A 19,876-nucleotide genomic window follows, 5' to 3' on the forward strand; every position below is an offset into this window, starting at 1 on the left:
GATTACAGACTTGGGAGTCTCCTCTAAGCGAGCTGGAAAGCGATACGATCTAGTCGACATCGCACGGTTCCTGTGTGCGTTCTGGGTCATGCTATTCCATTACGTCTACACCTACGCAACCGTGCAAAACGGATTGGAAGCGCCCGCGGCGCTAACCGGGATTGCCAGATACGGGTATATGGGGGTCGACTTCTTCTTCATTATCTCGGGTTTTGTGATCGCGTATTCATCGGTGGGTAAAACCGCGATGCAATTCTTTGAATCGCGGTTTTTCAGGATCTGGCCGACTTTCGTGATTTGCATGACAGCAAGCGCGCTGGTTCTTCACCTGTCCGGAGCCAGATCGGTGTCGCTGGTCGAATATCTGGTCAATTTGACGGTCGTGCCCGCCTATCTGGGCGTTAAGCCGATCGATGGAGTTTACTGGACGCTCGCTTACGAGATCTTTTTTTACGCCATCGTCTTTGTGTTCGTCCTGTTCAGGGCGCAGAATTTCCAGTCGCATATCATGATTTACGGCTCGCTCCTGTTGCTTGCGCTTTCACCGTTCATGCTGAACGAAACGAGCTATCTGGCGCTGTTCGTCATTGGCATCGCGTTCCAGGCCCTGACGGACACGCAACGCCGAAGGCTTGTTCCGATCGCTGCGATCGCAGGAATGGGCGCTCTGGCAGTAACCGGTGCGTATGTTCGCGCAATCAATCTCGGCTTCGACGGTATGGCGGGGGCCGTCATCCTCGCTGCATTGATCGGCGTATTTGGCATTCTTGTCTTGGCGGACCGGGCGCAAGTGCGTATCGGCTGGGCAAGAGCCGCCGGCTTGATCACATACCCGCTTTACCTGTTGCACTCGAAAATCGGCGAAACTGCGTTTGACGCGCTGCCGCTGCAGAATATCTGGCCGCTCGTCCTCACCTTGGTAATCGCCGTAATGATTGCGGCGTCCTATGCAGTGTCGATTTTCGATCAAAAATACATTCAGGGGCCCATCCGTAAAATATATCGGAAGTGGGCGAATATTCAGAATTGGAATGAAAAAATTGTCCGATAGCAAAATGACGATCGAGAACGGTGCGCAGGTCATCCGCACTGAAGTGAACGCGCTCACCCAGATGGCAGATAGCCTTGGTGACGATTTCGCCAATGCTGCCGAATTGATGTGCGAGACGCGGGGCCGGGTCATCATCTCCGGCATGGGCAAATCCGGCCATATCGGGTGCAAGATTGCTGCGACGCTAGCGTCGACCGGCACCCCGTCATTCTTTGTTCACCCTAGCGAAGCCAGCCATGGCGACCTTGGGATGATTACGCGCGACGATGTCTGCATCGTCATTTCAAATTCGGGAGAGACTACCGAACTGCACGGTCTACTCGCCTATCTAACGCGCTTTTCTATTCCGTCGATTGCAATCACCAAGAACGCGGACAGCACACTGGCACGGCAGAGCACTGTCGCGCTCTTGCTGCCCGATGCGCCTGAGGCCTGTAGCGTGGGCATGGCTCCGACAACTTCAACAACCTGCACTTTAGCATTGGGCGATGCGCTAGCGGTGGCGGTCATGCGAATGAAGGGTTTCGCCAAGGAAGATTTCCACGTGTTCCACCCTGGAGGGAAGCTGGGCGCGCAATTTGTTCGGGTTGGAGATGTAATGCACATCGGTGACGAGATGCCGAGCGTCGCGGCGGATCTGGCTATGGGTGATGTATTGGTGGAAATGAGCGCAAAGGGCCTTGGCGTAGCCGGTGTAGTCAATCCTGACGGGACTTTGTTCGGGATCATCACAGACGGTGATCTTCGTCGCAATCTAGACGGGTTGATGGACAGAAGTGCAGGCGACACCGCAACCAAATTCCCCGAGACAGCGCAGCCTGAAATGCTGCTGACAGAGGCGATGGCGATCATGAACGAGCGCAACATCAGCGCGCTGCCCGTGCTTGATGCTGCTGGGCAATTTGTCGGGCTGATCCACATTCACGATTGTCTGCGCGCAGGCGCGGCTTGATCGTCAATGGCGTTGAGGAGGGGTAGAGCGATGCATATCGTCCTGACGGTCAATGCCTGCTGGAATATCTGGAATTTCCGCAGGCCGTTAGTCGAGGCTCTGCTGGCCGATGGCCACCGCGTAACAGTTCTTGCGCCTCGCGATACGACTTCCGCAAAGCTCGAAGGCCTGGGTGCGCAATTTTCCGAACTCGACATGGATGTTGATGGGTTAAACCCGGTTTCAAGCCTTGCCCTGATCGACAATTTCCGGTCACATTTCCACGCGCTCCTACCGGATGTAGTTTTGAGCTATACGGTCAAGAACAACATTTTCGGTGCAATGGCGGCGCGGACTCTTGGTGTCCCGTTCCTGCCCAATGTGACTGGGCTGGGAACCCTGTTTCTGGGATCAAAACCCCTCTTCATGGTTGGAAAGGCGCTGTACCGCGCCGGGATGGGTGCGCTGCCCATCATCTTCGTTCAGAATGATGATGATCGTGATTTCCTGACCTCCAATGGTTTGCTCCGCGCCGAACAATTGCGCATGTTGCCAGGGTCGGGAATTGATCTCCAAAGTTTCACCGCCAGTCCTTTACCTGACAGCCCGGATTGCATTTTCCTGATGGTGTCACGTTTGATCCGCGATAAGGGAACGATGGAATATTGCGAGGCCGCGCGGATAGTTCGTGAGGTGCGACCAGATTGCCGCTTTCAGTTGCTTGGCCCGATGGGATCAGCAAATCGGACTGCGATTTCCGAGGCCGAGCTCCAGCCCTATTTCGACGACGGTTCTATTGAATATCTCGGCCGCGCCGATGACGTCAAACCGCATATCGAAGCCGCACATTGTGTAGTGTTGCCATCATACCGGGAAGGTGCGCCGCGTTCGCTGATAGAGGCGGCGGCGATGGGGCGACCGATAATCACCACCGATGTACCCGGCTGCCGTGCAGTGGTGAAAAATGGAGAATCTGGCCTGCTGTGCACGGTTCGCGATACCGCCAGCTTGGCCAACGCGTGTCTGGGATTTGCTGGGATGCCCGGCTCGGACAAGCACGCCATGGGTGAAGCTGGCCGGGCCTTGATGGCGAAAGATTTTGACGTCAGTATAGTGATTGACCGTTATCGCGCTGCCATCGCTGAGCTTGTCGGCTGAGCGGCGGCCCTCTAATACCGTTGAAAGCCTCCACAAATTTGAAAGTGCCATAATGTCCGGCGAAACCCTGATAGTCATTCCTGCTCGATACGCTTCGCAGCGCTATCCTGGAAAACCGCTCGCGGAATTGCACGGCGCGACCGGCAAGGCCAAATCACTGATCGAGCGAAGTTGGGAAGCCGCCAAACGCGTTCCGTCAGGCAACCGAATCGTGGTTGCGTCAGACAGCGAAGAGATTCTGGGTGCCGCCCGCGCATTCGGTGCCGAAGCGATTTTCACATCATCTTCTTGCCGCAACGGAACCGAGCGCTGCGCTGAACTGCTCGACAATCTCGAAACCGAACCCGATATTGTGGTCAATCTGCAAGGCGATGCGCCGCTGATACCGGATTACTTCGTAGAGAGCTTGATAGAAGCAATGCGCGCTGATGACTCAATCGAAGTCGCCACCCCCGTCGTCCGCTGCACCCGGGCATTGTATGACAAGCTGGTGGCTGACGAAAAAAAGAATATCGTCGGGGGAACGTTCGGAGCTCTTTCATCGGCGGGTAATGCCCATTATTTCTCCAAACGAATAATCCCGTTCTTCGATGCCGATAAGGCCGATGACGACAATCTACCGGTGCTCCTGCATGTCGGGCTGTATGCCTATCGCCCCTCTGCTTTGCGCAAATATGTGGCGAGTAATCCATCCAAGCTCGAATTGCTGGAAGGGTTGGAGCAATTGCGCTTCCTTGATATTGGCGTCCAGATCCGCACAATCGAAGTGGCATCACCCGAATGGGAGATTTGGGAGCTTAACAACCCCAGCGATATTCCACATATTGAGGAATCGCTCAAAATCATGGGCCTCGAATAGTGGTTGTTTTCAATTGGAACTATTTGCCCTAAAGGCTCAGCAAAGCACACCCACATTCATCAAGACGCCATGTAAGCCCTTATAAAGGGGCAGATTATAGCTGGCGCAGCCCCACCGGGCCAATTTAGAAAGAATACCATGAAACTTTGTGGCAAAGATATCGGCCTCGACCAACCTTTCTTCCTGATCGCGGGACCTTGCGTGATCGAATCCGAAGAAATGGCTATGCGCACATCCGAAGCGATCAAAAAGATCACCGACGATCTCGGCATCCACTTCATCTACAAGAGCTCGTTCGACAAAGCTAACCGAACTTCGGGTACCAGCTTCCGCGGCCCCGGCCTGGATGAAGGCCTTGAAATTCTTGCTAAAGTTAAGCGTGAGATCGGCGTTTCTATCCTTACCGACGTGCATGAGAAGGAGCAGGTTTCTGCTGTTTCCCAAGTGGTCGATGTGATGCAGACACCTGCATTTCTGGCACGCCAGACAGACTTCATCTCCACCGTCGCCGCTGCCGGTATTCCTGTGAACATCAAGAAGGCGCAATTCATGGCGCCCGGCGACATGGTCAATGTGGTCGATAAAGCGGTTGCCGCAGCAAAAGCAGCGGGCGGCGATGGCGATAACATAATGGTGTGCGAACGCGGAGCCTCGTTCGGCTATCAAAATCTCGTTTCCGACATGCGCAGCCTCGCGATAATGCGCGAAACGGGTCGCCCCGTAGTGTTCGACGCGACCCATTCAGTGCAGCTGCCTGGCGGTCAGGGCAAAAGCTCCGGCGGTCAGCGTGAATTTGTTCCGGTGCTGGCGCGCGCTGCGACTGCTGTCGGTATCTCTGGCCTGTTTATGGAAACTCACCCAGATCCTGCCAATGCGATGTCTGACGGGCCCAATGCAGTGCCGCTCGACTATCTCGCACGCTTGCTTTCAAGCCTGATCGAGATCGATAAATCGGTGAAGAGCAACGCATTCCTCGAGGATGAGCTAGCTGTATACTGAGTAAGCCACGGGCCGTTTGTCACGGCCGTTTCTTGTGCGATTGCGGTCGTTATACTAGGTTGACTACAGTTTCCGGGATGTTGCCCGAAGCGGTCATATCCTTGGGAATTGCCGGAAGGGACTCGCGATGCTGATGCAACAAGCCGACGCGAAGGCTATTCAAGATAGCCATCCGCTGGCGCGCCAAAGTATACAATTCGCGTGCTATCTACTGTTCGGCGCTCTTGTGCCTTTATTGATTTGGCTCGCAGGGCGCTCTCCCAGCCTGACTTCTCCAATAATTCAAAGTACGGCGCCGGCGGTTATCGCGGCTTGCATCGCTAGCTGGTATATCTTGGCGAAACTCCGCCGCTACGCCAAGGCACGCAGATTGTCTTACGTGTTGCCGGTCAATTTTCTGACATTCGCTGGTGCCAGTTCAGTCATTTTCGTAATCCGTGTACCCTACTCGGTCTCGCTTATCGGATCGTGCTTCATTGCAACCTTGGTCACCAGCTATGTGCTGACTGCACTTACCCGGCTTGGCAGCAGGACCCAGTATATTGTTGCCGGAGGCCGCGTTTCCGAACTCTCGACGCGACCAAACCAGATAATGATCGATTCGTTGGAATTGCTCGAGGCAAAGGTCGACAATGGCGACATGGAGGGGTCGTTGGTCGGCGATCTGCATTTCGACCATGAGGATGAGTGGGAGCGCCTGTTTGCCAAGGCCGCACTACGCGGGATTCCGGTTTACCATTATCGGCAGATAATGGAGCTTGAGACCGGGCAGGTGCGGATCGATCGGCTGAGCGAAAATGTGCTTGGATCGCTCATTCCAAACTTGCCCTATATGGCCCTGAAACGAGCCATTGATGTTGTATCAGTGATTTTACTCGCGCCGGCATTATTAATGCTGATGGCCATAATTGCACTGGTCGTGAGGTTGGATTCCAAAGGTCCGGTGCTGTTCATTCAGGAACGGATGGGCTTTCGTGGCGAAGCGTTCCGGATGGTCAAGTTCCGGACAATGCACGTGCGCGATATTGGCGACGACGAGGAGTCCATCCGCCAGGATTCGATGACTAAGGCTGAGGATGACCGGATAACACGCGTTGGCCGTTTCTTGCGTAAGGTGCGGATCGACGAGTTACCGCAAGCTTGGAATATCCTGAAAGGTGACATGAGCTGGATTGGTCCCCGGCCAGAGGCAATCAGCCTTTCCGAATGGTATGAGGGCGAAATACCATTCTATTCCTATCGCCATATCGTCCGTCCGGGACTGACCGGGTGGGCGCAGGTCAATCAAGGCCACGTAACCGGAATCAACGACGTGAACGCCAAGCTCCGTTATGATTTTTATTACGTCAAGAATATCTCCCACTGGCTCGACATGCTGATTGCGCTCAAGACAATCCGCGTCGTTCTTGGCGGTTTCGGCGCGAAATAGTCGCACGCACAATCACAACCAAAGGCCCCTTCATGCGCAAAGTTCTCGTCACCGGATCGGCCGGATTTATCGGCTTCCATCTTTCTCAATTGTTGTTGAAGGAAGGCTTTGCGGTCGTCGGCTTTGACGGGATGACCGATTATTACGATGTGCGGATCAAGGAGCGGCGGCACCAGATGCTGCTGCAAAACGAACATTTCAGCGCGCATATCGGAATGCTTGAAGATTTCGATGCATTGCGCGAATTGATGCTAGCGGAACAGCCGGATGTCATCGTCCACCTCGCCGCCCAGGCTGGTGTCCGGTACAGTCTTGAGAACCCGCGCGCCTATCTCGATTCCAACATCGTTGGCACCTTCAACATCATGGAATGCGCACGCGAATTGGGCGTTGATCATTTGCTGATGGCCAGCACCAGTTCGGTCTATGGCGCAAACGAGGAAATGCCGTTTGACGAGCTGGAGCGCGTCGAAACCCCGCTAACCTTCTATGCAGCGACCAAGAAAGCCAATGAATCGATGGCGCACTCCTATGCCCATCTATGGAATTTGCCGACCACAATGTTTCGCTTCTTTACCGTCTACGGCCCGTGGGGCCGCCCTGATATGGCACTGTTCAAATTCACCAAGGGTATCCTCGATGGAACCCCGATCGATATTTATAATCATGGCGAAATGTATCGCGATTTCACCTATGTGACCGATCTGGTGCGCGGAATTCGCTTGTTGATCGACACGGTACCAGTCCGACCCGAGACCAAGGACGATATTGCCGAAGGCGACAGCCTGTCACCCGCCGCGCCGTTCCGCGTGGTCAATATCGGCAACAGCGACAAGGTTAAGCTGACCGATTTTATCGACGAGATCGAGACGCAATGCGGCAAGGAAGCGATTCGCAATTACATGGACATGCAAAAGGGTGACGTGCCAGCCACATGGGCAAACGCCGACCTGCTCAAGAGCCTGACCGGATACCAGCCGCAGACCGATTTCCGCGAGGGAATCCGCCAATTTGTCGAATGGTACCGCAAATATTACAGTGTCTAACGGCTAGCTTGCCAAACGGAGGCCCGGTTTTGCCAGTTTGGCATTCGCATCAGGCCAAATACCGCGTGTGTCATAGACCAGCGCGCCTTGACGTTCCTCTGCAGGGACGACTTTGAATATGTCGTGGTCAACCAACACAATCAGAATTCCGCAGTTTTCCAACGCAAAGTCGATATCAACCAGCTCCGCGCCTGTGCCATCAAATTCGCGCGGTAGTTCGGCTGCATAAGGCTCGACGATTTTGACTCGATCACCAAATTGACGCGCGATTTTGGCAGCGACGAAGCGCGCCGGACTTTCACGAAAGTCATCGATATTAGCTTTAAACGCCAGTCCGAGGCACGCAACGGGCACACCAGGATTCTCTTCGACAAGCTTGCTCGCTTGCTCGACAACATGGTGCATTTTACCATCATTCACTTCACGGCCAGTGCGGATCAGCGGTGATTGATCGGGCGCGCCATGCATGATGAAATAAGGATCGACCGCGATACAATGTCCGCCGACGCCCGGGCCGGGTTGCAGAATATTGACGCGGGGATGGCGGTTGGCGAGCTTGATAACTTCCCACACATCAAGCCCCATATGGTCCGAGATCATCGATAGCTCGTTAGCGAAGGCAATGTTCACATCGCGATAGGCGTTCTCGACCAATTTGGTCATTTCAGCCGAGCGCGCATCAGTTGTAACGCAGGTGCCGCGTACGAAACGCTTGTAGAACGCTAGCGCTTTGCGGGCGCAGCGCGGAGTAATCCCGCCGATTGAGCGGTCATTATGTGTGAGTTCTTCGAGGATTTTCCCCGGGAGTACGCGCTCCGGACAATAGGCGATGGCGACATCGGGTGTCTCGTCAGTCTTGCCCGGCAATTTTAGATCGGGACGCAGGCCGGAAATAAGGTCGCGCATCTTTTCGGTGGTGCCAACCGGCGAGGTTGATTCAAGAATGATACAATCACCCTTCTTCAGCACGCCAGCGACTTCGGTTGCGGCGGACATCACATAGGTTGTATCAGGTGTATGGTGCCCGTCCTTTTCAAACGGCGTCGGGACCGCGATCACGAAAATATCCGCTGGCACAATCTGCGTCGAAGCTTTCAGCATTCCGCGCTGGACTACGCCTTGGACGAGGCCGTCCAGATCAACTTCTTCAATGTGGATTTCACCGCGATTGATGGTTTCAACCACGTGGTCCGAGACATCGATGCCGGTTACCGGACAATTGGCCCGCGCAATAATCGCCGCCGTCGGGAGGCCGATATAGCCAAGCCCGATGACACAAACTTGTGGTTTTTCTTCGCCGCGCATGATGATCCTGCTGCTAATTTACTGTTGCAGCAGACTTACGCGCAGAGGGTAAATATTGCGGTAACGATAGCGCGTTTGATTATCGATTGGTTCTCAGCGCGGGTCAGGCCGAAGCCAACGCCTCGACAATGCGCCCTACTGATTGACCATCGCCAAAGGGATTGTGGGCTTTGGACATGGCGGCATAAGCTGCCTCGTTATCGAGCAAATGATTGCATTCTCGTACGATCACATCGGCATCTGTGCCGACGAGTTTCGCCGTTCCGGCCTCCACCCCTTCGGGTCGCTCCGTTGTTTCGCGCATGACCAATACAGGTTTCCCCAGCGCCGGAGCCTCTTCTTGCACGCCACCACTGTCGGTTAGCATCAGGGTGCAGATATCGAGCAGCCGCGCAAAATGTGGGTAATCAAGCGGTTCGATCAGGGCGACATTGTCCAGCCCCGACAGTTCAGCATTCATGATCTTGCGGACATTGGGATTGAGATGAACGGGAAAAATCATTGCCACGTCATCGCGGGCAGCAATCCGGCGTATCGCATCGGCAATACCCTCCATACCGCCGCCAAAGTTCTCCCTCCGGTGGCTGGTGACACCGATGATTCGTTTGCCCGCAAAGCGGGTCTCCAGTTCGGCCAGATTACTTGCCAAGTCAGGCTTTTTCTCGATCTCACCGGTAATCCAATGCAGTGCATCGATAACGGTGTTGCCGGTGACATGGATGCCCGCCGGATCGACAGCCTCGCGTTTCAGGGCATTGGCTGCAGTCTCGGTCGGGGCAAAATGCAACGCCGCAAAGCTGCCGACGATCTTCCGGTTGACCTCTTCAGGCCAAGGATGGTGGATATTGCCGCTGCGCAGCCCGGCCTCGACATGAGCAACCGGGATCTTGCGATAATAGGCGGCAAGCGCGCCCGACATGGCTGTCGCAGTATCACCCTGCACCACCACCCAATCGGGCTTTTCTTCATCAAGAACCTGGCCAATGCCGGTCAACAAATTTGCGGTCAGCGCATCTAGCGTCTGATCGGGCTGCATCAGATCAAGATCGTGATGCGGAACAATTCCGGCAATTTCCAGAACCTGATCGAGCATCCCGCGATGCTGGCCCGAAACGCAAACCCGCGAATCAAAGCGCTCATCCGCGTCGAGGGCATGAACCAGCGGGAAGAATTTAATGGCTTCGGGACGGGTGCCGAAGATCGAGAGAATTTTGATTGGCGTGCTCATGATGCGCGCCTTAGCCAAAGAAGGTTAATTCTGCCTATTCGTCATCCGAAGTTTTGGGGCCAATCGTATTAGGAGCGGGTAGCGCCTCCGCATCTGGATTCGCTTCATCGGGCAGTTCTGCAGCGCGTTCCCTCTCGAGCCGTTCCATATATTCTTTCTCAATGACCTCAACACGTTCCTGTTCGTCTGCTGCATCGGCATCGATTGTCGAAAGACGCTCTGCCCTGGCGTCTTCTATCAATTGGCCGAAACGCACCGAGGAACTGTTCGCCTTTTCTGCGTAGGCAGCTTTGATCATCGCATCTGTGCAACCAGTGATACCGCCAGCACCAGTAGGCGAACATGACAAGGTGCCCGAGGCGCCGATGGTTTCGAAACTTTCAACCCGCTGTGCCCAGGCAACATTCTCTCCGCTGTCGCTCTGACGCAGTTCCTCGGGAATACGGAAGCGCTCACCCTCGGCCTTGCGGGCGCAAACGGTGATTTCGGTTTCGGTCGATTCAGGGCAAGCATCATCGCCATAAATGATAACCATATTGACCTTATCGCCCGCGCCATCCTGAGCCGCCAATGGCGAGCCAGCAGTAATAGCGGAGGCGAGAAGAGCTGCAGCAAATATGCGTTTCATCGGTCTGGTCCCATGATTGAATGTTGACACCATTAAGCGCGCTTCGGAGTGAATGATATATTAAGCGACGCGCAGTGGGAAGCAGCTCCCACCAAGCATCTGTATCTTCAGGTTAAACCCGCTCAGCCAATTTAATCGCCACGCGGCAGCCCAACCGGATAACGCCAGAAAGCAACGGATAAGCAGGTGCGTTTTCGGCGCCGGCAGCCAGGGCGGCATCGAGGTGCTCGCGCTCCTCTTCACGAAACTCCTCGATCATCGCTGATAATTCTGGGTCGGCATCATCGCCCGCCAGCGCCTCGAGCTGGTCGGAATAATGCTTGTCAATTTCGGTTTCTACCGCCGCAGTACACGCCATCGCGGCTTCGGGGCCCAGTAAAGCGGTTCCCGCACCGAGCGCGTATCCGGCAGCGGACCAGAACGGTTGAAGGATGGTCGGACGAATGCCGCGGCGCGCCATCAACGCATCAAATTTGGCCCGATGGTTCTCCTCTTGCGCGGCCATCGCAGCAATTTCAGCCGAAAGCGGGTGGCGATCACCCATTACGGCCAATTGACCTTGATAGATGCGGGTCGCGCCAAATTCCCCAGCCTGATCGACACGGATCATACTTTCAATGTCGGGCTTACTCATGCTTGCTTGCCTTTCACCCGGGCCAGAAGGCCAAGTATTATCAAACCTACGCTGACCGATATCAGGAAGTTCCAACCCGCGAGGCTAACACCCATGAAATCCCACGGTGAGACATCACAGCGGACCAGCGGAGCATTCATAATCGCATCAAGAGCGTTGCCGCCCGTATCCTGAATGGTGGTCGCGCATCCGGTGATGCCCTCCCACCAATCATATTCGACGCCTGCATGGAACCCGCCGATCAAGCCCGAGATAATCACCGCAATCGCCGCAAGCGCTGTCAGCATAGTTTTGGGCAAAAGCGCCTTGGACGGAGCGAAAAAGGACAAGGTTGCGAAACCTAGGGCGGCAAAATGCGGCCACCGCTGCCACCAGCACATTTCGCAAGGATACAGTCCGAAACCATATTGCGAAATATATGCGCCACCCAGCAACAGGGCTGGAACGGCCAATGCCAACCGTTGCGCGAGTTTCAGCGAATGGTTCTCAGTCATATACTTCATTCATATGGGGGCCATTGCCCGATTATTTCGCTCTGGCAACCGCGTTGGGTGATGTCCGGCGTAGTGTCTGCAAGGCATAATAAAGCTGGAAGTCGTCGACACCCTGTTCCTTCAATTCTGCAGATGTCAGTTTGAAGCGCGGGTCGGCAAGCTTATCAGCCTCCAACTCTCTATCTTCCAGCGCCAATTCATTGACCAGATGGCCGCGCAGATCCGATTCTCGCAGTTGGAATTTGGCGCGCCGTTCGAGATCGGGATCAGACAATTGCGGGACTTTGATGTCAGGCGTAATGCCGCCTTCTTGAACCGACTTGCCAGCTGGCGTGTAATACCGTGCGGTGGTCAGTTTGAGCGCCGAATCGCGCGTAAGTGGTAGAAGCGTTTGCACACTGCCTTTGCCGAAGCTTTGTTGGCCCATGACCACCGCCCGGCGGTGATCCTGCAATGCGCCCGCGACAATTTCAGACGCCGAAGCCGAACCTGCGTCAATCAACACAATCAGCGGAACACCCTTGGCAATCTGGCCACGGAACACAGATTCAGAATCGTAATAGATTGTTTCGCCAGTGGCACGGCCACGCTGAGAAACAATCCGCCCCTTATCAAGGAACAGATCAGACAAGGCGACCGCCTCATCTAGCGAGCCACCGGGGTTGGAGCGCAAATCGAGCACCAGCCCGCTCATTCTGCCTGATGCTTCTTTCTGCAATCCCTGATAGGCGGAGAATACATCGGAGCCGACGTCGCGTGAGAATTCATTGACCGATATGACGCCGATGTTGCCTGCTTCAAGCTTGGACGTAACAGGTTCAAGTTCAATCACACCGCGGACGACGGTCACATCAAACGGCTCATCCCGGCCAGGGCGGAAAATAGACAAACGTATCGGCGTTCCTGCCGGGCCACGCATCTGACTGACGGCATCGTCAAGGTCGCCGCCATAGATCAACTTGCCTTCGAGATGCGTGATGTAATCGCCTGCCTTCAGCCCCGCTTCCTCGGCCGGGCTACCGCGGAATGGTGAAATAATCTTGACCGCGCCGTCGTCCATGATGACTGACAAGCCGAGCCCCGAATAATTACCGTCGATCATTGTATTCAGACGCTGGAGATCCGACCCGTCGAGATAACCAGAATGCGGATCAAGCGAAGACAGCATTCCATCAATCGCACCGCGTATCAGTTTTTCATCATCAACTTCCTCGACGTAATTCGCCTTGATCTGCTGATAGGTCGCGAAAAGCTTCGCAAATTCAGGGCCTGCCCGCCCGTCAACCTGAGCCATCCCAGCGGTCGTGGCAGGAATCAAGGCTACGGCAGAAACGAGCGCAGTGGCGCGAACAAGGGCAGCAAATTTCATCAATAGTGGCCTTTCAATTCAGCCGTACATATCGCGCACCGCATGTGAATGAAAGATGACGATTTCCAGGGCGTCTCGTGCTGGGGCGATAGAGGTTCGAATTATTAGGCCCCTCTGATCGCGAGGGCCACTATTGAATGAACTGGAGCGGATTCACGGGCGTTCCATCTCTGCGTAATTCCAAAGTCACCAGCGGAGCATCAACCCCCGCAACACCAAGCGGGGAACCAGCTACCAAATCGTCACCAACCTCCACATCATTTCTGGCCAAGCCAGTAATCAGACTAGTCCAGCCGCCCGGATGTTCGAGAATGACAATCCGCTCATAACCACGATAAGGCCCGGCGAAAGCAACTCTTCCTTCAGCCGGAGCAATTACTTGCGCGCCAGCCCTTGGGGAAAGAGAGAGCCCCGTGTTTCTGACCCCGCCAGAAGTGGATTCGCCAAATCCCGCCACAGTCCGGCCTGTTACCGGCAATTGGAAGCTAGCCCCCGGGGCAGTTGCGCTAGACGCGGGCGAAGGCACATCAACTTTTGCTATTGAATTCTGGGGCCGCGCAGGGCGCATTGTCGGCCCAGGTAAAGCCGCTAGCTCTTTACGTAGGCTACCTGCTGCATCCAGCCGTTCCACAAGATTGTCGAGATCTCGAGCCTCTTCCGCTAAAGCGAGGGCACGCTCGCTTTCACGGTCCGCATCGCCGCTCGCTTGCCGCGAAATTAACCTCTGGCGCGTTTCCAATCCAGCCAATCGCTTTTGACGTTCAGCGAGCTGTGTTTCGCTTCGTTTGAGCGCGGCTAGCGCCTGATTCGCTTCTAGTTCCAACGCTCGGCCACGATCAATTTCGCTTCGCAGTGCAGCAGTCCTTTTCCGCACTTGCGGGATCGTGCTTTCGAGTAATGCACGCAGATAAACGGTCTCCCGCAAACTGCCCGGCCTAAGAGCGGACAATGCAAGCGGGCGCCTCGCAAGTTTCTGCAGCGCTCCGGTCAATCGAATCAGCGGGCCGCGCCTTTGTGCGAGGCGGCGGCTTAGTGTGGCCCGCTCTCCACTGATGAGCGAAATTCGCGCTTCCGCTGCGGCGATCCCTGCTTCAGCCTGTTGGATGCGCGCCGCCAGCGCGGCTGCTTCTGTCGCGGTTTTTTCCGCTGCTTGGGTTGCGGACCGTGCCTCAGCTTCAAGTTTAGCGCCTCGCGCTTCTGCTTCTTTTGATTCGGCCAGGGCCCTGCTCAAGGCCGCCCTTGAGTCCGATGAATCGTCAAACACTGCTTCGCGCTGGGCAAAGGCAATGGTGCCCACCAGCAAGGGTAACGCCAGAGTTGCTGCAAGAAGTGACTTAAAATACCTCACTCGCCCATTCTGCCTGATTAATTGGAGCGATGATAGGGATGGCCAGCAAGTATGGCGGTTGCGCGGTAAAGCTGTTCGAGCAGCATCGCTCGGGCCATTAAATGCGGCCAGGTCGCTTTGCCAAATGCCATCAAAACGTTGGCTTCGGCTCGCTCATCAGCAGAATGGCCATCTGCTGCACCGATAATAAAGCGTACCTCACGCATGCCATTATCACGCCATCCGCCCAACATGTCGGCGAACGCTTCCGAATCGAATTGCTTACCGCGCTCATCGAGCAGAACTGTTTGAATCGGGGTTTGTGGATCGGGTATGCGCCCACCTGTTTCAGGCAATTCTGTCAGCTTTAGGGGCCAAGCAATCCGCTTTTCATAGCGAGCAACAAGTTCAGCCTCGGGAGAACGCGCGATCTTTCCGCGGGCGATCACATGCAGCAGCATTGTTCGCGTTCCCTCCTGTGGCCTTAAGCTCTGCCTGAAATTTTAGGCGTTCCCGCTTGCGACAGGCGGCGCATCGCCAAATGCCCACATCCGTTCAAGATTATAGAAGCTGCGCACTTCTGGGCGAAACAGGTGGACAACCACATCGCCGCCATCAATCAAAACCCAATCAGCGGCGGGCAAGCCTTCGAGCCGCACCGGACCATGTCCAGCGCGCTTAAGGTGCTCTGCCAGTTTTTGCGACATGGACGCTACTTGGCGTGTCGACCGGCCGGATGCGATGACCATGTGATCCGCAATACTCGACTTGCCCGCAAGCGGGATTGTAACAATATCCTGGGCCTGATCATCGTCGAGTTGCTTCAAAACAACCGCCAATGGCGAGCCTGGTTCAGCTTCGATTTGAGGCAATTCGCTATCTGGCATAAAATTATCTGACATAGGGTTTTCTGACATTGAGGTGAGGCCGCCATGGGCCGAAAAAGAGGTTTGCGCCTTTTGCATAGGCGATATTTATACTCCGGGATTTATGAATAGATGATGGTGTTGGCAGAGCCATGAGCGACACGATTATCATGCGAAATGCGTCATGCGGTTTGGTCGCTCTGTTCCGGAAGAAGCTTTCTGTGAGTCACTTGGTCGCGCGGTGGATAGGTAGAATAGTGTGACGCCCAGTTCGGATCAGCGCGCCGAATTGACGTTGCCGAGCGAGAATCCGGGTCAAATCGCAAAGTCACCAGTGCCGGTGCGCTCCTTTGGGTCCCGTTTCGAAATCGAGATGCTGGCACAAGGTAGCGCCGCAGCCAAGCCATCGCGGGACTGGCGATAGCATCTGCATCATAGCCGGGACGTGCAATTACCGCAATCGGCATTGTACGCCCTATCTCCCTCCACTGTCGCCAATGGTGGAACTGCGCGAGATTATCGGACCCCATCAACCAAATAAAGTCCTGTTTCGGGTATAGGCGCTTAATCGCTTTCAGCGTGTCAACGGTATAGCGGGTTTGCAGGCGCTGCTCCATCGCGGTGACGCGAATCGGCGCGCGGCGTGCTTGGACCAGAGCAGATCGGAAGCGGGCATCAAGAGGCGCCATCCCTTGCTTCGGTTTCAGCGGATTTCCCGGCGACACCAGCCACCAGATTTCGTCGAGGCCAAGCGCTTCCATCGCGAATAAGGAAACCCGCCGATGCCCGCCATGCGCCGGATTAAAACTGCCGCCCAGAAGGCCAATCCGCATCTTACAATACCGCCAAGATTTGTGTTTCTAGACCTGACCGGACCGAAATACTTTGGGTGCAGCGCTGAAATCTCATCGCAACGCGCTTAGCACGCATATCTCACGATAACAGAATCCAAATTTCGGGGCCACAAACAGCGATAAGCCCGATTCGTTCCCAAAAAATTGCAGGAAATGCGCTAAAAACACGCTTTACCGTGCGATTCCTTCGACTCGGCTCTCCGATAGATCACGCGATTCGACCCTCTTCAATTCGCGTGCTAGCTGCCCCACTCTAAAAGAATATAGGGTCGTAGGAACTATCTTGGACAAGAACGCAACTGCTGGCGGAATGGCAAGCCGCTTGGCTGACTGGTTTCCTGATCGCGAATTTTTCATGCGGTCGCAGGGGCAAGTCCGCTTCATCAAAATTTCATCCGGAATGCAAAAGGCTGTAGCAGCCTTAGTCGTTGCCGCGTTGCTTGGCTGGGCCATATCGATGGTGGTTATGGCGTGGAGCCAATATCAGGCGCAAGCAGACCGCGCATCATTGCTGCAACGCGAAGCCAAGGTGGCGACATCTGAAGAACGTTTTGACGAATATGCTAGCGATATAGGAAAAGTCACCAGCGATTTGGCAGCTCGGCAAGACTTTCTAGAAGCAGCAACCTCTGCTGTTCTCCCAGAAGATGCGGCAATGGCCAAAGAAGGTGAGACGGTCACCGATTCTTCAACGGAGGCCGGTGAAACAGTCTCTAAAGTGAGCGCGCTAATCCCAGAAGCAAGGAACCTTGCCGAAATCGAAGCGCGCCAACTGGTTCTGGTTGAACGGCTGACCCGCTATGCTGACCGGCGCGCGGCGCGGGCCGCAAACGCGATTCGTAGCCTCGGCCTTGATCCCAAAGCGATGCAGAACGCGCCGGATAGATCCGCGATGGGTGGTCCACTTCAACAATTGTCGAGCGGTTCCGGTTCAAAGCTTGACCCGCGCTTTGAACGGCTTGGGGCAAGTATGGACCGAATGGCAGCGCTCGAACGCGGGCTTGAAGGCATACCCCAATTCCTGCCTGCAAGTGCAAATCTGATTTCGTCTGGTTTCGGCTATCGGCGTGACCCGTTCAACGGCGGCGGCGCGATGCATTCCGGCCTTGATTTCAAAGGTCCCATCGGCGCGCCGATCCATGCTGCCGCTAAGGGTAAGGTTACCCATGTCGGCTGGAAGAGCGGCTACGGTAAAACCGTCGAAATCACTCACGGTAACGGGATGTTGACCCGATACGCTCACATGTCCAAATTCAACGCCGCGTTGGGGCAGCAAGTCGCCGCTGGCGACATCATCGGCGCAATTGGCAGCACCGGCCGTTCGACCGGACCGCACCTTCACTTCGAAGTGCGAATCAATGACCGAGCGGTAAATCCGCGACCATTTTTGGAGAAAGCTCCCCATGTTCTCGAAGAAGCCCGAGCAGCCGCACCGCGTCAGCCCATCCGCCAAACAGTCCGGTAGGAATATGGCTGGAAACTCTACATTCTCGGTCATCGGAGCGGATGTCACGATTACAGGTGATGTGTCCGCCACGACCGAATTGCATGTCGATGGCCGAATTGAAGGCGACATCAAATGTGCATCGCTTGTGCAGGGTGAAGCGAGCGTGGTGAAGGGCGCTGTAGAAGCCGAAACTGCCCGCATGGCCGGTACTTTGAAGGGCTCCATTTCCGCGCGCGAATTGGTGATTTTGAAAACCGCAAAGATCCATGGTGATGTGCATTATGAGGCGCTTACCATCGAACAAGGCGCAGTTGTTGAAGGCAAGTTTGCACCGCAAAGCGTTAGCAAGGCAGTTGCCGCTCCGAAAAATGAAACGCGAACGGGCGGAGCGGCTACCAATGAAGAAGAGCCAAAGCTTACCCTCGCAAACTAGGCTCTGCTACTGCTCAAAGGCGCGAAGTTTACAAGCGCGAACCCAAGTCAATTGGCTGGCGGCATAACTTCAGTACGCAAAGCCTTGCGATCAAGCTTTCCGATCATAGTCTTGGGCAAATCGTCGCGAATAATCACTTTTCCCACCCGCTCGTGCTTGCCGACTTTGCCGTTAAGCCACGCCGCAAGATCGTCACCCGTAATTTCGAAACCATCGTTCAAAGTGACATAGGCGTAGGGTGTCTCACCAAGATAATCATCGGGCATGCCTATCACCAAGGCCTCTTTGACAGCTTCATGTTCGACCAAGACATTCTCAACCTGACTAGGGAAAACTTTAAAGCCCCCGACAGCAATCATATCCTTGCTGCGATCGACAATCTGGATGAAGCCATCCTCGTCTTGAACAGCGATATCGCCTGTCCTTAGCCAAGACTCGCCATCGATAATGACAAAGGCTGTCGCGGCAGCTTCTGGGCGATTCCAATATCCGCCCATCATTTGCGGGCCGCGGAGAACCAGTTCACCCGGTTCTCCCTCAGACGCGGGCTTAGACGGATCTTCCTTGTCGACAAACCGGATTAGGGTGCCCGGCACGACCTGACCGATCGTGCCGGGCTTACGCGTTCCTGCATAGGGATTGACCGAGACGACCCCCGAACTTTCAGTCAGGCCATAACCTTCAACCATCCGGACACCTGTTTCAGCTTCGAACTTTTCGCGCAGCGGGGCGGACAGCGGCGCGCCACCGGAAATGCACACTTTCAGCGATGACATGTCGGTGTCGTCAAGCTTGGGATTGTCTAGCAAGGCCTGAAACATTGTCGGCACGCCAGGGAATCCCGTCGCGCCATGTTTTTGTATAGTTGCGAGCACTTGCCCCGGATCAAACCTCGGTACCATCGCAATCGACGCGCCAGTGACCACCGCATGATTGAGCAATGCCGTGTTGGCGAAAACGTGAAACAGCGGCAAGCCGCCCATGAACACTTCATTCTGCGGGTTATCAAACGGGTTGATGGCAGCCACTTGTTGTGCGTTCATCGACAAATTCGCGTGGCTGAGCATCGCGCCCTTGGGCACACCGGTAGTGCCGCCAGTATACTGCAACAACGCCAGATCAGCCGGCTCAATTTGCGGCAATGATGGTAACTTGCCGTCAGTCCAGCCGCTCCAATCTGGGCCCGCCAGAAGATCATTCCACCGCAGTACGGCCGAATCTTTTGCCAGTTTCGCCAGTTTGGAACGTGCGAACAGTTTCATTGCGATCCGCTTGACCGGAGGAAGCATAGCAGCCAGTTCCCCGACCACTAGCGTCTCCAATCCAGATTGATGGAGCACCTGCTCTGCCGTCCCGTACAATTCGGGCACATCGACGGTAACTAGCAGTCTCGTACCGGAATCAGCGACCTGCTGGGACAGTTCCTCGACACTATAAAGCGGAGAGAAATTGACCGCCACCGCGCCCGCCATCATCGCGCCGTAATAGGCCGAAACATAAATTGGAACATTGGGCAGGAACAGGCCCACACGGTCACCCGCCTTAATTCCGTGCCCCCTTAGCGCCAGCGCAAATTTTTGCGCATCTTCATGCAAATTGCGGTAGGTGAAGCTGCGGCCCATAAAATGGATCAGCGGAGCATCAGGCGTTTGTAATGCGCTGCGAGCGAACATATCGGGCAGCGTCATGGGTTCGAGCGGCATATCCCACGGTTTAGGGTGATGATAGGGCGTTGTTTCGAACGGGTTTTGCACGTTACTTACATTCATGTAAGCAAAATGCCGCAAGCGCGCGGCCCGGGCAAGGGGCAGCGGCTGA

At 55.2% G+C, this 19,876-nt stretch carries 20 protein-coding genes; 9 read left to right on the forward strand and 11 right to left on the reverse strand.

From position 1 onward, the window contains the following. Positions 1-10: 10 nt before the first annotated feature. The 7 genes from GRI36_RS01995 to GRI36_RS02025 all read left to right on the forward strand — a co-directional run bounded on the left by GRI36_RS01995 (position 11) and on the right by GRI36_RS02025 (position 7,473). Positions 11-1,051, forward strand: a complete 1,041-nt coding sequence (locus GRI36_RS01995) for an acyltransferase family protein (protein WP_160596945.1) — start codon at positions 11-13, stop codon at positions 1,049-1,051. Next, positions 1,041-2,003, forward strand: a complete 963-nt coding sequence (locus tag GRI36_RS02000; RefSeq protein ID WP_202392096.1) for a KpsF/GutQ family sugar-phosphate isomerase — start codon at positions 1,041-1,043, stop codon at positions 2,001-2,003. The genes GRI36_RS01995 and GRI36_RS02000 overlap by 11 nt, the downstream gene beginning before the upstream one ends. A gap of 30 nt (positions 2,004-2,033) precedes the next feature. Further along, entirely contained in the window at positions 2,034-3,140 is a 1,107-nt protein-coding gene (locus GRI36_RS02005; protein WP_160596947.1) for a glycosyltransferase family 4 protein, read from the forward strand. Positions 3,141-3,192: 52 nt separating this feature from the next. After that, on the forward strand, positions 3,193-3,999 hold the full coding sequence (gene kdsB / locus GRI36_RS02010; RefSeq protein WP_160596948.1) for a 3-deoxy-manno-octulosonate cytidylyltransferase: 807 nt from the start codon (positions 3,193-3,195) through the stop codon (positions 3,997-3,999). 138 nt (positions 4,000-4,137) lie between these two features. After that, complete coding sequence (kdsA, locus tag GRI36_RS02015; protein ID WP_160596949.1) at positions 4,138-4,998, forward strand: 3-deoxy-8-phosphooctulonate synthase; 861 nt, start codon at positions 4,138-4,140, stop codon at positions 4,996-4,998. Positions 4,999-5,332: 334 nt separating this feature from the next. Then, positions 5,333-6,427 carry a sugar transferase gene (locus tag GRI36_RS02020; protein WP_160596950.1) on the forward strand — a complete coding sequence of 365 codons (1,095 nt, stop codon included), beginning with the start codon at positions 5,333-5,335 and terminating at the stop codon, positions 6,425-6,427. Positions 6,428-6,459: 32 nt separating this feature from the next. After that, positions 6,460-7,473 (forward strand): GDP-mannose 4,6-dehydratase, encoded by a 1,014-nt coding sequence (locus GRI36_RS02025; protein WP_160596951.1) that lies wholly within the window; start codon positions 6,460-6,462, stop codon positions 7,471-7,473. Between the two features lie 3 nt (positions 7,474-7,476). On the opposite strand, the gene wecC is transcribed toward GRI36_RS02025, so the two are convergent. The 10 genes from wecC to GRI36_RS02075 form a co-directional block, all read right to left on the reverse strand. Further along, positions 7,477-8,778 (reverse strand): UDP-N-acetyl-D-mannosamine dehydrogenase, encoded by a 1,302-nt coding sequence (wecC, locus tag GRI36_RS02030; protein ID WP_160596952.1) that lies wholly within the window; start codon positions 8,776-8,778, stop codon positions 7,477-7,479. Positions 8,779-8,881: 103 nt separating this feature from the next. Continuing rightward, positions 8,882-10,006, reverse strand: a complete 1,125-nt coding sequence (wecB, locus tag GRI36_RS02035) for a non-hydrolyzing UDP-N-acetylglucosamine 2-epimerase (RefSeq protein WP_160596953.1) — start codon at positions 10,004-10,006, stop codon at positions 8,882-8,884. Positions 10,007-10,040: 34 nt separating this feature from the next. After that, positions 10,041-10,634, reverse strand: a complete 594-nt coding sequence (locus GRI36_RS02040; protein WP_160596954.1) for a hypothetical protein — start codon at positions 10,632-10,634, stop codon at positions 10,041-10,043. Positions 10,635-10,746: 112 nt separating this feature from the next. Further along, a complete protein-coding gene (locus GRI36_RS02045; protein WP_160596955.1) occupies positions 10,747-11,268 on the reverse strand; it encodes a demethoxyubiquinone hydroxylase family protein in 522 nt (173 codons plus the stop codon). Further along, positions 11,265-11,762, reverse strand: coding sequence for a disulfide bond formation protein B (locus tag GRI36_RS02050; protein ID WP_160598995.1), 498 nt, complete (start codon positions 11,760-11,762; stop codon positions 11,265-11,267). The genes GRI36_RS02045 and GRI36_RS02050 overlap by 4 nt, the downstream gene beginning before the upstream one ends. Positions 11,763-11,793: 31 nt before the next feature. Further along, complete coding sequence (locus GRI36_RS02055) at positions 11,794-13,131, reverse strand: S41 family peptidase (protein ID WP_160596956.1); 1,338 nt, start codon at positions 13,129-13,131, stop codon at positions 11,794-11,796. 130 nt (positions 13,132-13,261) lie between these two features. Continuing rightward, a complete protein-coding gene (locus tag GRI36_RS02060) occupies positions 13,262-14,479 on the reverse strand; it encodes a murein hydrolase activator EnvC family protein (RefSeq protein ID WP_160596957.1) in 1,218 nt (405 codons plus the stop codon). 17 nt (positions 14,480-14,496) lie between these two features. Then, positions 14,497-14,919, reverse strand: coding sequence for a 23S rRNA (pseudouridine(1915)-N(3))-methyltransferase RlmH (locus tag GRI36_RS02065; protein ID WP_160596958.1), 423 nt, complete (start codon positions 14,917-14,919; stop codon positions 14,497-14,499). Positions 14,920-14,961: 42 nt separating this feature from the next. After that, positions 14,962-15,345: a ribosome silencing factor gene (rsfS, locus tag GRI36_RS02070; protein WP_235902332.1), complete on the reverse strand. Its 384-nt coding sequence runs from the start codon at positions 15,343-15,345 to the stop codon at positions 14,962-14,964. Positions 15,346-15,506: 161 nt separating this feature from the next. After that, entirely contained in the window at positions 15,507-16,157 is a 651-nt protein-coding gene (locus tag GRI36_RS02075; RefSeq protein ID WP_160596960.1) for a nicotinate-nucleotide adenylyltransferase, read from the reverse strand. 331 nt (positions 16,158-16,488) lie between these two features. Here GRI36_RS02075 and GRI36_RS02080 point away from each other — a divergent pair, with 331 nt between their 5' ends. Both GRI36_RS02080 and GRI36_RS02085 read left to right on the forward strand, forming a co-directional pair. Further along, positions 16,489-17,643, forward strand: a complete 1,155-nt coding sequence (locus GRI36_RS02080) for a M23 family metallopeptidase (protein ID WP_407985677.1) — start codon at positions 16,489-16,491, stop codon at positions 17,641-17,643. A 4-nt stretch (positions 17,644-17,647) separates the two neighbouring features. Next, positions 17,648-18,058, forward strand: a complete 411-nt coding sequence (locus tag GRI36_RS02085) for a bactofilin family protein (protein WP_160596961.1) — start codon at positions 17,648-17,650, stop codon at positions 18,056-18,058. 47 nt (positions 18,059-18,105) lie between these two features. On the opposite strand, the gene GRI36_RS02090 is transcribed toward GRI36_RS02085, so the two are convergent. Continuing rightward, complete coding sequence (locus tag GRI36_RS02090; RefSeq protein ID WP_160596962.1) at positions 18,106-19,827, reverse strand: long-chain-fatty-acid--CoA ligase; 1,722 nt, start codon at positions 19,825-19,827, stop codon at positions 18,106-18,108. Positions 19,828-19,876 lie beyond the last annotated feature (49 nt).

The organism is Pontixanthobacter gangjinensis, assembly GCF_009827545.1.
Taxonomy (GTDB): Bacteria; Pseudomonadota; Alphaproteobacteria; order Sphingomonadales; family Sphingomonadaceae; genus Pontixanthobacter; species Pontixanthobacter gangjinensis.